Below are 16,845 nucleotides of genomic sequence, written 5' to 3' on the forward strand. Positions count from 1 at the left end.
AGTTTTCCTTTCCCAAAGGAACTTACCCAGCCATCCCAACTTCATTCCGCGTAATCCCCCAAGCGCTCTTCGTCACCGAAATCCGCCCCGATGGCTCCGAAGCTCCACCCCTACTTTTGAGGGAAAAAAACGGGCCGCACCAATGGGAGCTCTTTGTCCAAGCCTAACCAGGTCCGACGTTTTCCTTCGGCCTCCTTACATATAGTCGGTCATGGAGATAGAACGAGAAGGCCGAGAACCTAAAATGCGGGCCTGTTCAACCACTCGTTCTACGGAGCTATCAAACCGGTAACTTCCACAGTTAGGACAGTTTGTCACCTTTGCTCCTACGATCGAATCGCAGCCCTCACAGACTTTGTAGCTTTCCGGGGAAGCGATAATTTTCTCCGCCCGTTTTTTCCGATCTTCCAGTTCCGGGTCTGCCATGGCTACCATAAACCTCCCTTAGCCCGTCGCCACTGCCTTGTATGACTTGTACGCGTTTTCTACTACTCGTACAAGCGCAGTGTGGAAGAGCCGATCCTCCCCTCAGCCCCCTCTTTTGACCACCGCTACCTCAGCCGTGCCTTGTCGCTGGACAAAATCAATTCCCACGTCCCCCGCAGGCCTTCTTTCTAGAAAAAGGTCAATCACGCTTTCCCCAACGGACAAGTTCCGAATTTGCACCTTTTCTAAAAAAGGAGGCAATCGCGGCGCATCAAAAACCACCCTCCTTTCTTCGCCGTGAATCGTCATGCCCAAGCAGGCTTCCAAAAGATAGAAAACACTAGCAGCTGCCCATGCCTGAGGAACGCAGGCCGACGGATAGAGTGTCGGACCTTCCCCCGGCCGCCTTCGAAACCCGCAAAAAAGCTCCGGCAACCGGTGCAGATCCATAAATAGGCTAGCATCAAAAAGGCCTGTTAGAATCTTGAGTGTTTCCTCCCGAAAGCCGTACGTAGCAAGTCCCTTTCCAATCAAAGCATTGTCATGAGGCCACACCGACCCATTGTGATACGACATCGGGTTAAAGCGAGCCTCCGCGCTTCCTATGGTTCGGATCCCCCAACCCGAAAACATCTCCTCGCTACAGAGCACTTCAGCAACCCTACGAGCCCGATTGGGAGTTGCAATCCCCGCAAATAAAGCGTGCCCGGCATTAGAGCTTCGCACACAACAAGGACGCTTTTTCCCATCCAAAGCCATCGCATACATGGAAAGCTCGCCGCACCAGAATGCCTGTTCAAACTGCTGCCGCAACCGCTCTGCGGACTGCTCCAGGCGAATCGATATCTCCTCGTACCCCAAACGCCGAGCGATCCGCCCACCCGCCTGCTTAGCGGCGAATACATATCCCTGGACTTCACACAGCGCGATAGGCCCTTCCGCGAGACGGCCATCGCGATGAAAAATGGCATCCGACGAATCCTTCCAACCCTGGTGCACAAGACCCTTCGGGCTCTCTCGCAGGTACTCCACAAATCCGTCTCCATCCCGATCCCCATAATGATCCATCCACTCCAAAGCTGCTTGAATGTTTGGCCACAAAGAACGGAGAAAGGCCAAATCTCCGGTTCGCTCCAGAAACCGCCCAGCAAGAAGCACAAAGAGCGGGGTAGCATCCACACTCCCGTAATAACGACCAAAGGGAATCTCACCCAAGGCCGCCATTTCCCCATCTCGCATCTCATGCAAAATCTTGCCCGGTTGGGCATCCCGAGCTGGATCTTCCGCCTGCGCCTGGGTCGCTGCCAAAAACGCCAGCACCCCTCGGGCAATGTTTGGATTGACCCAAAGAAGCTCCAGGGCCGTAATAATCCCGTCTCGGCCAAAAGGAGTGCTAAACCATGGGATGCCGGCATGGGGATAGGGTCCCTCCGGGGTTTCAGTGATCATCAGATGGATATCCGATAGGGACCGGTTGAGCCAGTCATTGAACTGCTCATTGGAAGTGACTATCTGACAACCTGCTTGCTTCCGAGCCGCTACCGTTTCCGTGGCCTCCGAAAGGGCAGCCTCGTAAAAAAGAATCAGCGGACGGGCTTCGTCAACCATGCAAAAGATTGTAACAAAGATCGTCCACTCCGCTTTCGGCACGAGGCGGCCTTGCCAGACTACCCGGTTGGCCTCAAGACGTTGCGGCGCGGGCCAAAACACCAAGCGCACGACCCGCGTAACCCCGTCCAACCCATGATACGTAACACTTACGCTGCCTTCCTCAAGCTTAGGGGGACTGAGAGAACCCCGTCGCTTTCTTTTGAGCCCTCGGACCTCAAAAAGGTCCACAAAATCAGCTCCGAAAGCATAACCAATTCCAAACGATACAGGGGCTAGGCCGTAATTGGTTACACGAAGCCGTTCAAAGCACGCGTGCTTCCATAAAAATCTCGATCGGAACATGTGGAGCGTACCATGACGAACCCACCGGCCGTCCTGCTGCTCCATATCTGGGTTGGTTAAGTCGACAGCCAGAAGCACATTGTCCTCTTTCACAGTTGAGCTCAAAAGCAAGGGGCGACCCCCTTCCAGTTCCAGTTGCCATTGGGCTAGAAAACGCGTCCCCTTGTAGTAAAGCCCCTGTTCTCGCACGAGCTCTGGTCGCATGTCGCCAAAGCTATCGGCTACGGCAAACAGGTCCCCGCATTTGAGAACCCTGGATCGCTCTGCAGCAGCCCCACCCGAAGCACGGATCGAAAACTCGTCGATCATCTCGCCGAGCTCGGGCTCGGAATACGAAGCCAAGCGAATTGCACGCTCTTCCTTAGGGGACGGCGTTTCGGAAGCCTGCTCCATGGAAGCTCCCTGTTGGCAAAACCCCTCCCGCCTTACCCAAGCCCATCGGACGGCAATCGAATGGCTCCTTCGTTAAGCCTTTCTGGCTTGCTGTCGATTCGCCTCTTTGCTAGGCGGCAACCTTTACCTTCACCGGACCCACCGGACCCAGGCCATCGCGACTTTCCAAAGCCTGTGTGACCCTTTGGTAAAGATTCAGATAGTCCAGGGCCATTCGCTCAGCAGTAAACCGACGTTCAAACACACGACGGCACTCAACCCGGGAAATCCGGTCGACCTTAGCAACCGCCTTTACGGCACCTTCCACATCCTCCACGATCCAGCCGGTCACACCGTCCTCCATCACTTCCGGAACCGAACCTCGCCGAAAAGCGATCACCGGTGTGCCACAAGCCATTGCTTCGATCATAACCAAACCAAAAGGCTCAGGCCAATCAATGGGGAAAAGAAGGGCATAGGCCTTGCCCAAAAACTCATTCTTATCCTTTTGCCCGATTTCTCCCAGAAACTCAACCATAGGCTCCCGGAGAAGCGGACGAATTTTTTGTTGGTAATACTCACGGTCAGCCGGATCTACCTTCGCTGCAATTTTCAGGGGCATGCCCGCTCTCCGAGCGATTTCAATGGCCCGATCCACCCCTTTTTCGGGAGAAATCCGCCCTAAAAACGCTAGGTATTCCCCGCAAGAAAACTCTGGCCGATACAAGTCCTCTGGCAAGCCGTGATAAACAGTCCCCAGCCAGTTGAGCCAAGACAACGGTTTACGTTGTGCATGGGAAATAGAAACAACTGGCATTTCACAGTAGGTACGGTATAACGGGACCAAGTCCGGGATGTCTAGCCTCCCATGGAGCGTCGTCAGATTAGGCATCCAGCGTCTGCGCAAAAGAGGAAAATGAAAGTAATCAATATGAAAGTGAACCACGTCAAAGGAATCAATCTGAGAAAAGACCGTCTCTACGAGCACCACAATGTGTGCGTATCGATCGACGCAATTAGGATCCAATCGAAGACCCATAGGGCAAATCGGGACTAATCTGGCCGAGGTTACAGAGTCCCCAGTTGCGAAGAGAGTAACCTCATGCCCTAACCGTACCAATTCCTCGGTAAGATACGATACAATTCGTTCAGTCCCGCCATAAGCCACGGGAGGAACGCTTTCAAAAAGCGGGGCCACCTGTGCAATCCTCATCCCTTTCCCCCTTTGTAAACCAATGAACACAACCAGAGACCAAACTCTGTGCCTTCCTGAAGGAAGGCCCAAACCGTTTGTTTTACATTTTATGAAAAAAAAAAGACTCTTGCAAGTATTCTTGCAACTGCCTAAGAATTGCTTTAATTGTTGTGACATCCTGGAAAAGGCTTCCGTAGTCCTCGGAAAGGACAAGCAAAGGGGTCCATGATCGCCATCGCTATTGACCGAGCTGCTCAATTTCGTGCCCAAATGCAGGGGATAACCGCTCGTCTTCCTTCCGAGCTGGTCGATAGCCACCTCGCCCTCTACAGCTCCTACGTGCAAGAAGCCAATCGATTATGGGAAGAACTGCACGCTCTGTCGCACCCGCCTCACGTAGAAAAGGCGGCGGTCCCCGTTTCCGAAAGCCTGGCAGAAAAAAAACTCCGTTTGGCAGAGACGCTGGCCGCCGTACGGAACCACGAAACCTATTTTGGCATGCTAGGGAGAAGTCCCGAGGACCAGCGAGGCCCAGGGGGGAAGCTTCAAGCTTTTCTTTGCCGCGATTTTGGCTCGGTGGATAACTACAAGGCAGATTTGTATGCGAGCGCGCTTGCGGCGTCCTCCGGCTGGGCTTGGACGGTGCTGGACCACGTTTCCGGTAAGCTTTTCAATTTCATGAGCGTGTCGGAAAGCGGCCCCATCCTTTGGCATGTTACCCCGATCGTGGCACTGGACATGAACCCGCACGCTAGAGGGGAGATCTTTAGTGACCCCCAAGAATACCTGGATGCAATCTGGGAGATCATCGACTGGGAGCAAGTCGAGCGTAGGCTGCCACGAGGTGCTTAGAAAAGCCTACCAGATGAAAAGGGCCGTACGGCCCAGTGGACCTCAAGACGGGGCGCCTGGTGTGGCCCGTTTGGATCCAGTGTCTCCACTGACACCGAATGATCCTTTTGGCAATGTACCGAAGACTACCCCCATTTTTGCGAAACGGGCAACAAAAGAAGCTACCTTAGCACATGGGGCGGTCTTGGGAGGAGGCGCGGACCTAATAGGATTTGGCCAGCAAAAACTGGGTAACACCACCTAGAGAGGCGAAAAACGCATTTCGGTTTGTCTACCCCCATGCCACTTTTTTCTTAAAATGGGCTGCACGAGGATACGCACCTCGGAAGTGGGGGCAAGTGGTGCCCATTACCTGTGGAATACCAACTGCTGGGCCTTCGCTCCCCATGCCGTGTTCATTGCTCCCGCAGGTTGAAAGATTTGGCTCTCCTTTCCTCATCCAGAAAGAGTCGGATCGCCCAGCCGAATTCGCCATTGATTGAGTTCACGAAGGATCAGCGATCCCACCAAAAGGCCTACCTGAAGGAGCACAATAACCGCTCCCGTCGGTAGATTCGTCTTTTGCGAAACCCATGCGCCGACCAAAGTTGCCAGGCTTCCGATCAAGACCGAACCAACAAGAGTGACTCGAAAGCTCCGGGCCAGAAGTCTAGCGGTGCTAGCCGGGATCACCAAAAGGGCTGTCACAAGTAAGGCTCCGGCCATGCGAAGGGTTATTCCAATCACAAGTCCGACTCCCAGAGCCAAGAGCCGATCAACTCGGCGTGCGGGAATTCCATCAGCAATGGCTAGCTCCTGATTCAGAGCGGAAAGCGTGAGCGGTCCCAACCACCGAAGGACTCCCCAGAAACTTGCGACTGAGAGAATCCAGCAAATCACTTGATCCTTCCAATCGGTCTGTTCGATGGCTCCGAAAAGCCATTTCTCAAGTGTTTCGGGCCCGGCTACGCGATGCAAGACGGTTACCCCCAAAGCTACGCTACCCGTGAAACAAAAAGCGATAACGGTATCTGGACGCAGATCGGTTTTCTCTACCAGCCACTGCACCAGGAATGCAAGGCCGAGGCAAAAGCTTACAAAAAAGATTTGGAGAATCCAGCTTCGTTCTTCTCCTCCTTGCCCGAATACCCAGCGTTGGACAACAAGGCCCACCGCTACTCCCGCTAACGCTGCATGGGCGATGGCGTCAGCCAAAAAAGCCATCCCGCGTGTGGTCACAAACACCCCTAACAGGGCACAAGTGGCACCGATTAGAAACGCAACCCCCAGCTGTCCTACATCCCAACCTACTGCTTGCATTGATCCGGCTTTTTGGTCCTGGAGACGCCTAGCCAAGCGCCCCGATCCTGCGCCCATACACTTTGGCCAGGTTGTCCTCTTTTAGTACCTCGGAAGGTGTGCCCTGGCAGCACAATGTACGGTTCAGGCAGTAAATCCGGTCAGAAATGTGATGGACCAGGTGGAGATCATGAGAAACTAAAAGTGTCGCCACCCCTTCCTCTTCCCGAAGCTGGGCCAGCACCTCCCCGAGGTCCTTTTGGCTACCCGGTCCCATACCACTAAAGGGCTCATCCAGAAGCAAAAGACCCGGCCTTTTTGCCAATACCGAGGCCAAGAGAACCAGCTGAAGTTCGCCTCCTGATAGCTCGTTGAGGGTCCGCTCGGCCAGATAGCCAACTCCCAATTTTTCCAGCGACTGCTTCCAACGATCATCGAAAGCGAGCGGCTGGAAGAGCGAAAATGCCTGGGGCGCCAGTCGCAAAGAAAGGAACTCTCTTACCTTTATAGGAAGGCTCCGATCCATCTTGACCCCTTGGGGAAGGTAACCCAGTGTGATTTCTTTTCCCCACTCGATCCTGCCGGAAAACGGAGGCAAAATCCCTGCAATGCATTTGAGAAGTGCCGACTTGCCAGCACCGTTGGGACCGATGAGGCTTACGATTTCACCCGGATAGAGTTCAAAAGACACATCTTCAAAGGCGACAAAGGAACGATAGCCTCCAGTCAGATGTGCTAGCCTTAGCACATATTCAAAGGAACCAGAAGGACGCCGTCCGACCGAAACGTTTCGAATCATGGGTAAAAAGCCTTACTCGGAAGGGACCTCACTTGCTTGTCCAAAGAGGTAACCGGAACTGAAAGCTTTCGCCGTGTCATGTCTTCACAAACTCCCGGGTAAGACGAACCCAATCCCATGGGTCCAGAAATCCCACCTTGGCTCCCGTTACCTCGGCATCCCGTGGCCCTTGCTCCTGAAAATGCCGGGTAGAGCAAAAATCGCCCAAATCGATCGATCCCCCATGCCAGTAGCTACCCCTCGCACATCCCGCTTCGGGTAGAGGGGAACCGCTTATATCTTGAAGGACGCTTAGAATATGAAGGCCGTAGCGACTGATTCGACATCCAAGCGGCGGATGCTGACTAACGAGTGCTGGGTCTGGAACAGCGCTTACATCGGACCGGTAGCGCCCATCAAGCTCGAGCCGCCATCCGATATACGGATGAGCTCTCTTGTCATGTTCGGCCGTAGGAGATGGATCCGATCGCCCGAGTTTTTTTGAAATCAAACCCACCATCCTGGCAGCAGCCAACAGAGCAAGCCATGCGTGCACACCAGCCCCTTTTGCGTGCGCCCTGCCCCCCCAACGCAGTTGCCCGCAGCAATGCCCAACCGGTATAAAGCGTTCAATCCAAGGGTTTCGGTGCAGCGCCTCAACCCCCAAGCCCTGGCAGACGAGAAACGAATGCCAGAGAAGTTTTCGAGGGTAGCTTCCAGAATCCCCCCACTGGTGGAGGTCAGTTCCCAGGGAGGCTAGGAGTTCTACGTCCAGTCGAGGCCCTCCTACCGTGGCGACCAAAGAATAGACCGCGACTGGCAACCGGCTTTCGCCAAGCTTCTGGACGCTCTGCCAAGCGTTCGCTGCAAAAAAAAGCCCAAGCATAGTGTTCGAAACCCTCGTGAGACTTGTGATACTTGAGAACGAATTGTCATACTTCTCTCCGACGAAGCTGTCAAACAAGACTCCACGCTTGCTCTGGGTGAATTGACCCCTGCATGCTAGGACCCAAACGAAGGTGGGTGGGGCGGGCAAAAGAGGCTCGTTGGTTCATAAAAAGTGGGCTACACTTCTTGCACCTCGCCCTACGCCAAGGATACCCATGACCACGGGTCCAAAGAAGGCGAGCCGGCAAAGACAACTCCTTGATTCCGACCGACTCGCGTCTGGAGGCCTTCTGGAACCCTCGAACCCGCTCTATCGCGAGCTTTGGGATCCGTTCCCGAACTTCTTATGTCCCTCCATCAGCCTCTGACCAGAATACCGACCGGCAACCGTTGCCATCGCCGCTATGATTGTCCGAAGACCCCTTGCAACCGGCTTCTGCAAAGCCATGCAATTGACCCAGTCTCGCCAAAAGGACGACTCCGAGGGATGCCACGAAACTTCGATACACTCGCGCTCAAACACCCAATCGAAAAGCCGGTCCGAGCCACTCGTGCGAAGGCCTCTCCCCTCCATCGCCCCGCGAGCTCGTTTCGATCCGAGGCGGCCCTAGCCCAAAGAACAACCATTCTCCATCTGGGTATTCGCCGATTGTTCCAGCAATGGCTCTCACTCTTTCCGCATCAAAATCGGCTCGTTGGCCCTCGCTTACCCCACAAACCCTCTCACACATTTCCTCGAAAAACGGCCAGCACGATTGCCACAGCCATCGCATTGCCCAGGCTCACAGGTAACAACCGCTTCCAGCTCAATGACATTAACTGGTCGTAGCGAAACCGGGGCAAGCTCCACCGAATCCAAATAAAGACGAAAAGGAAAACGCATATTTTAACAAGAAATACCAAGCCCTGAACCCCAACAAACCACCACGGATGATTCCTTCCGGCAAACCATCCCCAGGGTAAACTCCACCCACCGAAATACAACGTCACGAGAATTCCCGAGGCTACGATCAACGCTGCATATTCCCCGAGGAAAAAAAGCCCAAACTTCATGCCGCCATATTCGGTGTTATACCCTCCCACCAGTTCCTGTTCACTCTCAGGAAGGTCGAACGGCCCACGGTTCGTCTCGGCACACACAGCTGTAAAAAACATGACAAAAGAAAGCACAAGAAACGGCCACAACAAAAACATCCTTAACGAAGGCGAACGAGCGATGAAGGGAAAGAGAAGCCATCCTTTCTCGATCTGAAATTCCACAATGCTAGAAAGATTGAGAGTAGAGGTTACAAGAAAAATAGGCAGCAATGAAAGACCGAGTGCAATTTCATAAGAAACCATCTGTGCACTCGCTCTCAATCCCCCGAGCAACGGATATTTCGAGTTGGAGGACCAGCCCGCCAATACAAGACTGTAAACCTCTAAGGAAGAGATCGCAAACGCAAAAAGAAGTCCCACGTCAAGATGGGCAATCACTCCTGGGTAGGGAATCGGTTCGGCCACTCCCGGGATACGAATTTCTTTGGTACTCGCAAAGGGTACGACGGAAGCAGCTACCAAAGGAGGAACCATCGCCAAAATCGGGGCAAGTTGGTAGTAAAACTTCTTCACATGCCCCGGAGTGTAGGCCTCCTTGGCAAGAAGCTTAATCCCATCGGCTATCGGCTGGCCAAGACCGAAGAAGGAAACCTTGGTGAAGGGAAGCCCCACTCGGTTTGGCCCGATGCGATCCTGCATCGCAGCGCAAATTCTTCGCTCCGCGAAGACCGTATAAGATACAAGAAATAAAAGGCCTCCAATCACGATGAAAATTTTCACGAGTGTCGCCAAAAAAAAGACCATGGCAAATCCCCTTCTTATACGATCTCTCGGTTCCGAGGCTCCTTACGGCGGGGTCGTCCTAGCAGACATTCACCCGGAGCTGAACACCAAGATCGCCCACGTCTTTCCACTGTAGTCCTTGTAACAAAGGAACCTCATGCGCCATCATAGCGAATACTTCGCCGATGGAAGAGGCGACCTCGGCTTCTCCTAACCTTCGATACATTTGCCGTAAAATTTGCCAGTCGGGCAGAGCCATCCCTGGACAGGCAACGGCTTTTCGCAAGCGTTGGAGTCGACCACTAATGTTTACCATGGTTCCGTCTTTCTCGGCAAAGCTTGCGCCGGGCAACACAAAATCACTTCTCTCAAACGACTCTCCAGGGATCAAGCCTTGCCAAACAAGTAGCGACAGCTTGCCAAGATTCTCCAGGGAAATTCCAGCTGTCACTGGATCCTCATGAATCACCCACAACGCCTTGCGATCCCCTGTGCGCACAGCCTCCCGAAGCCGGCTCAATCCTTCTTCCCCGGTGTCAAAACCGAACGTCCGCGCTCCCCACGTATTCGGATTGCAATCAGCACTCCGCAGGATCCCATCCGCCTCTCCCACCCGAGGAACAATAGCAGTCAACACGTCGGTGCCTCCAAGGAGGTCCCGAATTTTCTTCAACAGGAACAACTCTTCGTTCGTAAGGCGGGCAGACGCTAAAATCGCCAGCTCGCACCCTTCGATCCCCTTTAGCCTCTCAATAAGTTTCTGGAACACAATTTCCCAAACCTGGGGAAATAATTCACCCGAAACTCGAATCATCGGCTGAACGACTCTTCTTTTATCGTACATTTCATGAAATCTTGTCCTGCCAATGTCACACATCCAATGGGAATTAACCTCTTCATTAACCCGGGGCGTGATCCGATAGATCCGATTTTCGCGACTCCAGATAATGGTATTACATCCGGTTGCGCACTCTACACAAATGCTCGGCGTTTGCTCGAGAAACCAGACCCTCATCCGAAAGCGGAAATCTCGCGACGTAAGCGCCCCAACCGGGCATATATCCACCGTATTCAAAGAATAGTTATCATTCAGCAATCGTCCTGGATGGACCGTAAGAGTCGTGTAACTTCCTCTCTGGACAAATCCTAAAACATCGTTCTTGGCAATCTCACGTGCAAAGCGAACACACCGTGAGCACAGAATACAGCGTTCATCGTCCAGAATCACCCGATCTCCCACGACCACCCTCTTGGGCTTCTTTACTTTCTCTTCCACGAACCGGCTTTTCCCGGGTCCAAAATCATACGCAAACTCTTGGAGCAAACATTCCCCGGCCTGATCGCAGATCGGGCAATCGAGTGGATGATTGATCAAGAGAAACTCCAGCACCGACCTCCGGCACTCTTGGACTAGAGGACTATCCGTGCGAATCCCCATCCCCTCCGTAGCACCCGTCGCACAGGCGATTTGGGGTTTGGGATTCCACTGGATCTGGGGTCTTCCCGAGGCGTCAACTATGGGCTTCCGATCCGGACCGAGTCGAGGCATTCCCATCTCAAAAAGACACATGCGGCAGTTACCGGCAATGGAAAGCTTGGGATGGTAACAGTAATGGGGAATAAATTTTCCGAAACGTTTGGCTACCTCGATGATGTTAAGCCCCTTCGGTACTTGGACCCATTCCCCGTCGAGCTGCACGTTAACCAGGGGTGTTCCAGGGGCCGGAAGATCGTGGTCAAAGGGATTTTTAATAAGCGCCATCGTTTTCCCCCTATCTTAACTTTCCCCTTGGCCCGCGCAAGTTACCGCTTTGTCCGAGGTACGCCCGCCAGCCCGTTCAAAGTCCAAGCGAAACTTCTGAACAAAGCTCTCCACGGGCCAGGCACAAGCCTCACCAAAAGCACAAATCGTTCTTCCCGCAATCCCCTGCGCAATACTCACCAAAAGATCTGGGTCCTCGGGACGCCCCCTGCCACTAGCCATGCGATCCAGGATCTTCTTCATCCATAGCGAGCCCTCTCGGCACGGAGTGCACTGACCACAGGACTCATGAGCATAGAACGTAGCGATATTCCGCAAAGACTCCACCACATCCCGGCTGTCATCTAACACAATAATTCCGCCCGACCCGGCCATGGACCCTGCGGCTGCCAAGGTGTCGAAGTCGATTCTCAGGTCCTCTAGGGAATAGTCCCGCGTCTCAAAAGACCCGTCAGGCTTCCGCTCCGGTATCCGGTAGACCTCACCTGCCCTCAGAACCTTGGCCGAAGAACCACCGGGAATAATCGCCTTAAGCTTCCTCCCACCCCGGATCCCCCCACACACCTCATACAAAAGCTCCCCAAACGTAATCTTCCCTACCTCAAATTCGTAATAACCAGGCCTCTCCACATCTCCACTCACGCAAAGGATCCTCGTCCCCGTATTATTCGGGCGCCCGAGCTTCGCGTATTCGGCCCCTCCCATTTCAATGATATGCTTCACATTACAAAGAGTCTCCACATTATTCACAATCGTGGGACACATGTACAAGCCCAAAACCGCCGGAAAATACGGGGGCTTAATCCTTGGGTAACCGCGTTTGCCCTCGAGCGATTCAATGAGTCCTGTCTCCTCACCACATATATAAGCACCAGCCCCTCGAAAAATGTAAATTTCCAAGTCGTAACCGCTTCCCAAAATATTTTTCCCTAAAAAGTTGTGTTGCCTCGCCTCATCCAAGGCCCTCTCAAGAATGTGAGCCCCCTCGACAAACTCTCCCCGGATATAAATGTACGCTAGATGAACTCGATTCGCATAACAGCTAAGGATCATTCCCTCCAGCAACTGGTGCGGATCTTTATAAATAATCTGCTTATCCTTAAATGTTCCGGGCTCCGACTCGTCCGCATTACAAATAAGGTATACGGGCTTTGTGTTTTTGGTATGATCAATAAAACTCCACTTTACTCCAGTGGGAAAACCGGCCCCTCCTCGACCCCGCAGCCCGGAAATTTTCACCTCGCGGATGATCTCGTCGGGATGCATCGCAAGGCCTTTCCGGAGCTGCTGGTAGCCACCATGACGCAAATAGCACTGGATATCCGTGGTATATCCCGGCTCATCAATGTGCTTAAGAATGAGTCTGTACTCCTGGACCGCCATAGCACGCTACCGTTCCGTCGCCCACTTCTCGAGAATTTTTTCTGCTTTTTCCGTTGTGACTCGATCGTAAAACTCATCGTGGACCATCATAACCGGGGGTGTTCCGCATGACGCCAAACACTCAACCCATTCCATCGAATATACCCCGTCAGAGCTCCGGCACACCCCATGCTCATCGGGCTGGCCCATCCTGCACCGCCCTCGCAGATACTCATACAGCTCGCCCGCCCCGCCCAGGGCACACGACAGTGTTCGACATACCTTAAAATGGACTTTCCCCACAGGTTCCTGCCGAAGCATTGGATAAAAGGTCACGAGCTCCCAAACATGGATGGGCTCAAGACCCAGCCGCGCCGCGATCCATTGAACTCCTTCCTCCGAAATATACCCAAACGTGCTTTGCCATAAATGTAAAAGTGGCAGGCACGCGCTACGTTTTGACACCGGGAACTGCGCAATGACCTTTTCCACCCGTTCCTCCCAATCTTGCGGAAAAGTCGTCCCAGCATTCACGCCATTTCGTTGCTCAACCGTTTCCTTCATTGAAAGCTACCTTGTGTGACAAACACCTTACCGTTTACAAAAATGATTTCCACCCGTGACTTCCCATTCTGGTAGACATACGTCTTGGCCCCGAGACCAAAAGCTTCCGCCGAATGGACCTCCGCAGGCTCCCCTAAAATCGCCCTCACCTCCGACTCTGCCATGCCCGCTCGAACTCGGGATAAGTTTTCATTCGTCAGACGAGAGCATCCTAAACACAAAGCCAGAACGCCCATCATCCCCCAGCGCCCTGCCCAGCACCAGCGAACGAGGCTCTCCTTCCTCATCGATCACACTCTCCCATCACGAAATCAAGACTCCCAAGAATCGCAACGACATCACTAATGAGATTCCCAGGCAAAAGCTTAGGCAAAATGCTCAAATTCACAAACGACGGGGAACGAATCTTTAACCTCCACGGCACGCCCCCTCCCTTACTATAAATATAGAATCCCAGCTCTCCTTTCGGATTTTCGGCCGCAAAATACACTTCTCCAGGCGGGGCGTTGATTCCCATTGTTGCGATCATAAAGTGATGGATAAGTTCTTCCATCTTCGTTAACACTTCATCCTTCTTCGGAAGACAATTCTTAGCATCCGCTACCCAGATCGGCCCATCCGGAATGTCCGATAACGCCTGCTGCAAAATTCTCCGGCTTTGGCGTAATTCCTCCAAACGCACAAGATACCGGTCATAGCAATCGCCAACGCTTCCTAGTGGAACATCAAAGTCGTACTTTTCATAGCCCAGATATGGATGTTTCTTCCGAATGTCGTAGTTGACACCGCTTGCCCGCAAATTCGGCCCTGTCAGACCATAATCAACGGCATCTTCCGGACGGATAATCCCCACGCCTTCCGTCCGTTCCACAAAGATCGGATTCCGAGTAATAAACCGGTCGAGCTCATCAATTTTCTCGCCAAACTGTTGGACAAATGCCTGTGCCTTTTCCACCCAGCCGCTCGGCAAATCCCTGGCCAAGCCCCCGATGCGGGTATAGCTGGTGGTAAACCTTGCTCCCGTGAGCTCTTCGATCAGACTGTAAATTTTCTCCCGTTCGGTAAAAGTGTAGAGAAACGCTGTCGTCGCCCCACAATCCATGGCATAGGCTCCCAGACCCAAAAGATGACTCGAAATGCGGGCTAGCTCACAACATATCACCCGAATGACCTGACACCGGGGAGGCACTTCCCAGCCCATGAGTTTTTCTACTGCACAAGCATACGCGACGTTGTTAGCAAGCGGTGCCAGGTAATCCAGACGATCGGTGTAGGGAATAAACTGGTGATAATGCATGTTCTCGGCAATTTTCTCATCCCCTCGATGAAGATAACCGATATCTGGAGTTGCTTTAGTGACCACCTCTCCATCCATCTCGAGTACTAAGCGCAAAACTCCATGCGTGCTCGGATGGGACGGCCCCATGTTAAGGATAAATTTTTCGCCGAAAGGCTCTACCGACCGGGCTAGATCTAGCCCTCGTGCCAATGGATCTCCCATCTCAAATTCGGTTCTTTGGGTCATGGTGCTTCCTCTTCTTCCTTAGCTACGTGCTGCGCTCGAGGCTCCCGCTCCATAGCAAGTTTTCTACCGGGTTGCGAAACAAAAGGCCCCCCCTCCAAGGGAGCCGGTCTTGAAAAAGCAATCTCTCCTTCGTCGCTCCACTTGCCTTCCAAAGGAAAATCTTTGCGTAAAGGAAAGTACGGGTATCCCTCCCACATAAGAATCCGCCGCAGATCCGGATGCCCCTCAAAGCGCAAGCCCATCATGTCATATGCCTCCCGTTCGTGCCAATTGGCTGTGGCGTACACAGGAACAAGACTGGGAACCGTAGGGTCTTCTTCGGGTACCCTCGCCTTTATCCGAAGAGGAAGACCTAGATCCAAATGATAGAAATGGTAAACCACCTCAAACCGAGGCTTTTCAGGGAGGTGATCCACAGCTGTGATATCCAAAAGAAAACGAAACCCTCGCTCCTCCTTGAGAAAACGGGCAACGTCCCGAACAATCCAACGGTCCAGCTGGACCGTTGTTTCCCCCCGGAACTCTCGAACCGAAAAGGTTTTTTGCTCAAAACGAGCCTGTAACGTGTCTAGGACTGAGGCCAGTTCTGGCTTCACTGCTTGAGGAAGTCCGCCTGACCCAATTTAAGCCGCCAATTCCACTCCCGATGGACGGCGCCACAACTTCGGGTCCATCTCTAGCAACCGCTGGAGTCGAACCAGCCCATCAAGGAGAGCCTCCGGTCTCGGCGGACACCCTGATATATATAAATCGACAGGAATCAGCTGATCAATGCCTTGCAGCACAGCGTAGGAACGATACATCCCCCCGCTAGAAGCACAAGCTCCCATCGCGATTACCCACTTGGGCTCCAGCATCTGGTCGTAAATCCGTTTCACCGAGAGAGCCATCTTGTAGGTAACCGTCCCAGCGACAATCATGAGGTCGGATTGGCGAGGGGAAAACCGCATCACCTCGGATCCAAAGCGCGCAATGTCGAACCGGGACGCCCCGGCGGCCATAAGTTCGATGCCGCAGCAGGCTAGGCCCATTGGCATCGGCCAGAGGGAATTTTTCCGCATCCAGGTAAGAGCCGCCTCTAGCGTCGTCCAGACGACATTCCCTTCAATCCGCGAATCGTACCCAGCTTCTCTGCCATGAACCACAGTCCAAAGCTAATCCTTCCTTAGGCTCGCGCGCAAGAACATTTTGCTTGGCCCGCACCTCCGGGAGAGGAGCTCTTTTCCGATATATCAAAAAGATTGGAATACTTTGAATTGTCCCAATGAAATGGAAAGATGGATTGGTAGTACCCAGGTCGAACAACCGATCAGTTGAGTCTAACCCCTCTCCAAACTTTGCTTGCCATACCAGCTCTCTTTCCCCTGTGGAGAGAAACTCCCTAGGCCTATCGAAAACCGCACCCAAGCGACCGCCAGACAGTAACGGTGATAATCCCAATCCTACGAAAAGCCGTCATGACTCCCCTACCTATTCTGGGCGTTGCCCATCGCTGCCACGGCTAGAAAACAACCACAGAGCGATCTTCTTCCCTTCCCAATTGGGACCACGGCAATCCCCATGTGACCCAAGAAAGCTGGTTTTTCCTTTTGCAACGGTCGGCCGTTTTTCGTTACGCCTCTCCGGCCAGATCCCAAAGAGGATTGGCCCCACTGCTTGAACCAAAACGAGCCCCCGGGATCCGCCGGCAAGGTTTTTTAAAAATCTCATCTTCGAGTTGAACAAAACCATCAACCGTTTTTTCGGGCATTCCGGCCCGTGTGGCGTCCCCTACTCCACCAAGCCGGTGCCGTCCCCGAACCGATTTGGCCCGTTGCCCTCGGTTACATCTTCTTTGAGAATGGTCGATTCTGGTCACGCGAAAGATCTGGACGGTTTCCTTGCTCGATGGCAACGCCCGGTAGGTGGGAAAAGGAAAAACAAAGCAAGCAATGAGGAGCGCCGGGGAAGTTTCCTCCAGCCAAACATTGACTCCTGACGCTTCCCCGGACTAAGGCAATACCATACTCCGAAACGGCCAGCGGGCGCTTGCGATGAGGTCCCCATCCCATGTATTTCCCTTAAGGCGT

At 53.2% G+C, this 16,845-nt stretch carries 15 protein-coding genes; 1 reads left to right on the forward strand and 14 read right to left on the reverse strand.

The annotated features are described in order from the left end of the window. Window positions 1-195: 195 nt before the first annotated feature. The 3 genes from KK925_RS02085 to KK925_RS02095 form a co-directional block, all read right to left on the reverse strand. A complete protein-coding gene (locus tag KK925_RS02085) occupies window positions 196-426 on the reverse strand; it encodes a hypothetical protein (protein ID WP_174582742.1) in 231 nt (76 codons plus the stop codon). Between the two features lie 102 nt (window positions 427-528). After that, complete coding sequence (locus KK925_RS02090) at window positions 529-2,772, reverse strand: amylo-alpha-1,6-glucosidase (protein WP_214096215.1); 2,244 nt, start codon at window positions 2,770-2,772, stop codon at window positions 529-531. A 109-nt stretch (window positions 2,773-2,881) separates the two neighbouring features. Continuing rightward, window positions 2,882-3,964: a glycosyltransferase family 4 protein gene (locus tag KK925_RS02095; RefSeq protein WP_174582743.1), complete on the reverse strand. Its 1,083-nt coding sequence runs from the start codon at window positions 3,962-3,964 to the stop codon at window positions 2,882-2,884. Between the two features lie 207 nt (window positions 3,965-4,171). Between KK925_RS02095 and KK925_RS02100 the strand changes: the two genes are divergently transcribed. Beyond that, a complete protein-coding gene (locus tag KK925_RS02100) occupies window positions 4,172-4,798 on the forward strand; it encodes a Fe-Mn family superoxide dismutase (protein WP_174582744.1) in 627 nt (208 codons plus the stop codon). Between the two features lie 435 nt (window positions 4,799-5,233). On the opposite strand, the gene KK925_RS02105 is transcribed toward KK925_RS02100, so the two are convergent. The 11 genes from KK925_RS02105 to nuoB form a co-directional block, all read right to left on the reverse strand. Then, window positions 5,234-6,097: a metal ABC transporter permease gene (locus KK925_RS02105; protein WP_174582745.1), complete on the reverse strand. Its 864-nt coding sequence runs from the start codon at window positions 6,095-6,097 to the stop codon at window positions 5,234-5,236. Between the two features lie 28 nt (window positions 6,098-6,125). Next, window positions 6,126-6,875, reverse strand: a complete 750-nt coding sequence (locus KK925_RS02110; protein WP_174582746.1) for a metal ABC transporter ATP-binding protein — start codon at window positions 6,873-6,875, stop codon at window positions 6,126-6,128. 76 nt (window positions 6,876-6,951) lie between these two features. Beyond that, window positions 6,952-7,740, reverse strand: a complete 789-nt coding sequence (locus KK925_RS02115) for a metal ABC transporter solute-binding protein, Zn/Mn family (protein WP_214096216.1) — start codon at window positions 7,738-7,740, stop codon at window positions 6,952-6,954. Between the two features lie 725 nt (window positions 7,741-8,465). After that, complete coding sequence (locus tag KK925_RS02120; protein ID WP_174582748.1) at window positions 8,466-9,584, reverse strand: complex I subunit 1/NuoH family protein; 1,119 nt, start codon at window positions 9,582-9,584, stop codon at window positions 8,466-8,468. 58 nt (window positions 9,585-9,642) lie between these two features. Beyond that, on the reverse strand, window positions 9,643-11,325 hold the full coding sequence (locus tag KK925_RS02125; protein WP_174582749.1) for a molybdopterin-dependent oxidoreductase: 1,683 nt from the start codon (window positions 11,323-11,325) through the stop codon (window positions 9,643-9,645). A gap of 15 nt (window positions 11,326-11,340) precedes the next feature. Continuing rightward, window positions 11,341-12,708: an NADH-quinone oxidoreductase subunit NuoF gene (nuoF, locus tag KK925_RS02130; protein WP_174582750.1), complete on the reverse strand. Its 1,368-nt coding sequence runs from the start codon at window positions 12,706-12,708 to the stop codon at window positions 11,341-11,343. Between the two features lie 6 nt (window positions 12,709-12,714). Beyond that, window positions 12,715-13,251, reverse strand: coding sequence for an NADH-quinone oxidoreductase subunit NuoE family protein (locus tag KK925_RS02135; RefSeq protein ID WP_174582751.1), 537 nt, complete (start codon window positions 13,249-13,251; stop codon window positions 12,715-12,717). Next, on the reverse strand, window positions 13,248-13,538 hold the full coding sequence (gene bamE, locus KK925_RS02140; protein ID WP_214096217.1) for an outer membrane protein assembly factor BamE domain-containing protein: 291 nt from the start codon (window positions 13,536-13,538) through the stop codon (window positions 13,248-13,250). Before bamE ends, KK925_RS02135 begins: the two co-directional genes overlap by 4 nt. Further along, window positions 13,535-14,776: an NADH dehydrogenase (quinone) subunit D gene (gene nuoD, locus KK925_RS02145; RefSeq protein WP_328706680.1), complete on the reverse strand. Its 1,242-nt coding sequence runs from the start codon at window positions 14,774-14,776 to the stop codon at window positions 13,535-13,537. Before nuoD ends, bamE begins: the two co-directional genes overlap by 4 nt. Continuing rightward, the gene (locus KK925_RS02150) at window positions 14,773-15,372 is read right to left on the reverse strand and encodes an NADH-quinone oxidoreductase subunit C (RefSeq protein ID WP_214096218.1); all 600 of its coding nucleotides are present in this window, start codon (window positions 15,370-15,372) and stop codon (window positions 14,773-14,775) included. Before KK925_RS02150 ends, nuoD begins: the two co-directional genes overlap by 4 nt. Window positions 15,373-15,399: 27 nt before the next feature. Next, window positions 15,400-15,921, reverse strand: a complete 522-nt coding sequence (gene nuoB / locus KK925_RS02155) for an NADH-quinone oxidoreductase subunit NuoB (protein WP_174582753.1) — start codon at window positions 15,919-15,921, stop codon at window positions 15,400-15,402. Window positions 15,922-16,845 lie beyond the last annotated feature (924 nt).

Source organism: Candidatus Methylacidithermus pantelleriae (assembly GCF_905250085.1).
In the GTDB taxonomy this organism is placed as follows: domain Bacteria; phylum Verrucomicrobiota; class Verrucomicrobiia; order Methylacidiphilales; family Methylacidiphilaceae; genus Methylacidithermus; species Methylacidithermus pantelleriae.

Coding starts and splice junctions, on each gene's coding strand:
- KK925_RS02085 (WP_174582742.1), bottom strand. CDS start 426: ATGGCAGACCCGGAACTGGAAGATCGGAAAAAACGGGCGGAGAAAATT.
- KK925_RS02090 (WP_214096215.1), bottom strand. CDS start 2,772: ATGGAGCAGGCTTCCGAAACGCCGTCCCCTAAGGAAGAGCGTGCAATT.
- KK925_RS02095 (WP_174582743.1), bottom strand. CDS start 3,964: ATGAGGATTGCACAGGTGGCCCCGCTTTTTGAAAGCGTTCCTCCCGTG.
- KK925_RS02100 (WP_174582744.1), top strand. CDS start 4,172: ATGATCGCCATCGCTATTGACCGAGCTGCTCAATTTCGTGCCCAAATG.
- KK925_RS02105 (WP_174582745.1), bottom strand. CDS start 6,097: ATGCAAGCAGTAGGTTGGGATGTAGGACAGCTGGGGGTTGCGTTTCTA.
- KK925_RS02110 (WP_174582746.1), bottom strand. CDS start 6,875: ATGATTCGAAACGTTTCGGTCGGACGGCGTCCTTCTGGTTCCTTTGAA.
- KK925_RS02115 (WP_214096216.1), bottom strand. CDS start 7,740: ATGCTTGGGCTTTTTTTTGCAGCGAACGCTTGGCAGAGCGTCCAGAAG.
- KK925_RS02120 (WP_174582748.1), bottom strand. CDS start 9,584: ATGGTCTTTTTTTTGGCGACACTCGTGAAAATTTTCATCGTGATTGGA.
- KK925_RS02125 (WP_174582749.1), bottom strand. CDS start 11,325: ATGGCGCTTATTAAAAATCCCTTTGACCACGATCTTCCGGCCCCTGGA.
- nuoF (WP_174582750.1), bottom strand. CDS start 12,708: ATGGCGGTCCAGGAGTACAGACTCATTCTTAAGCACATTGATGAGCCG.
- KK925_RS02135 (WP_174582751.1), bottom strand. CDS start 13,251: ATGAAGGAAACGGTTGAGCAACGAAATGGCGTGAATGCTGGGACGACT.
- bamE (WP_214096217.1), bottom strand. CDS start 13,538: ATGAGGAAGGAGAGCCTCGTTCGCTGGTGCTGGGCAGGGCGCTGGGGG.
- nuoD (WP_328706680.1), bottom strand. CDS start 14,776: ATGACCCAAAGAACCGAATTTGAGATGGGAGATCCATTGGCACGAGGG.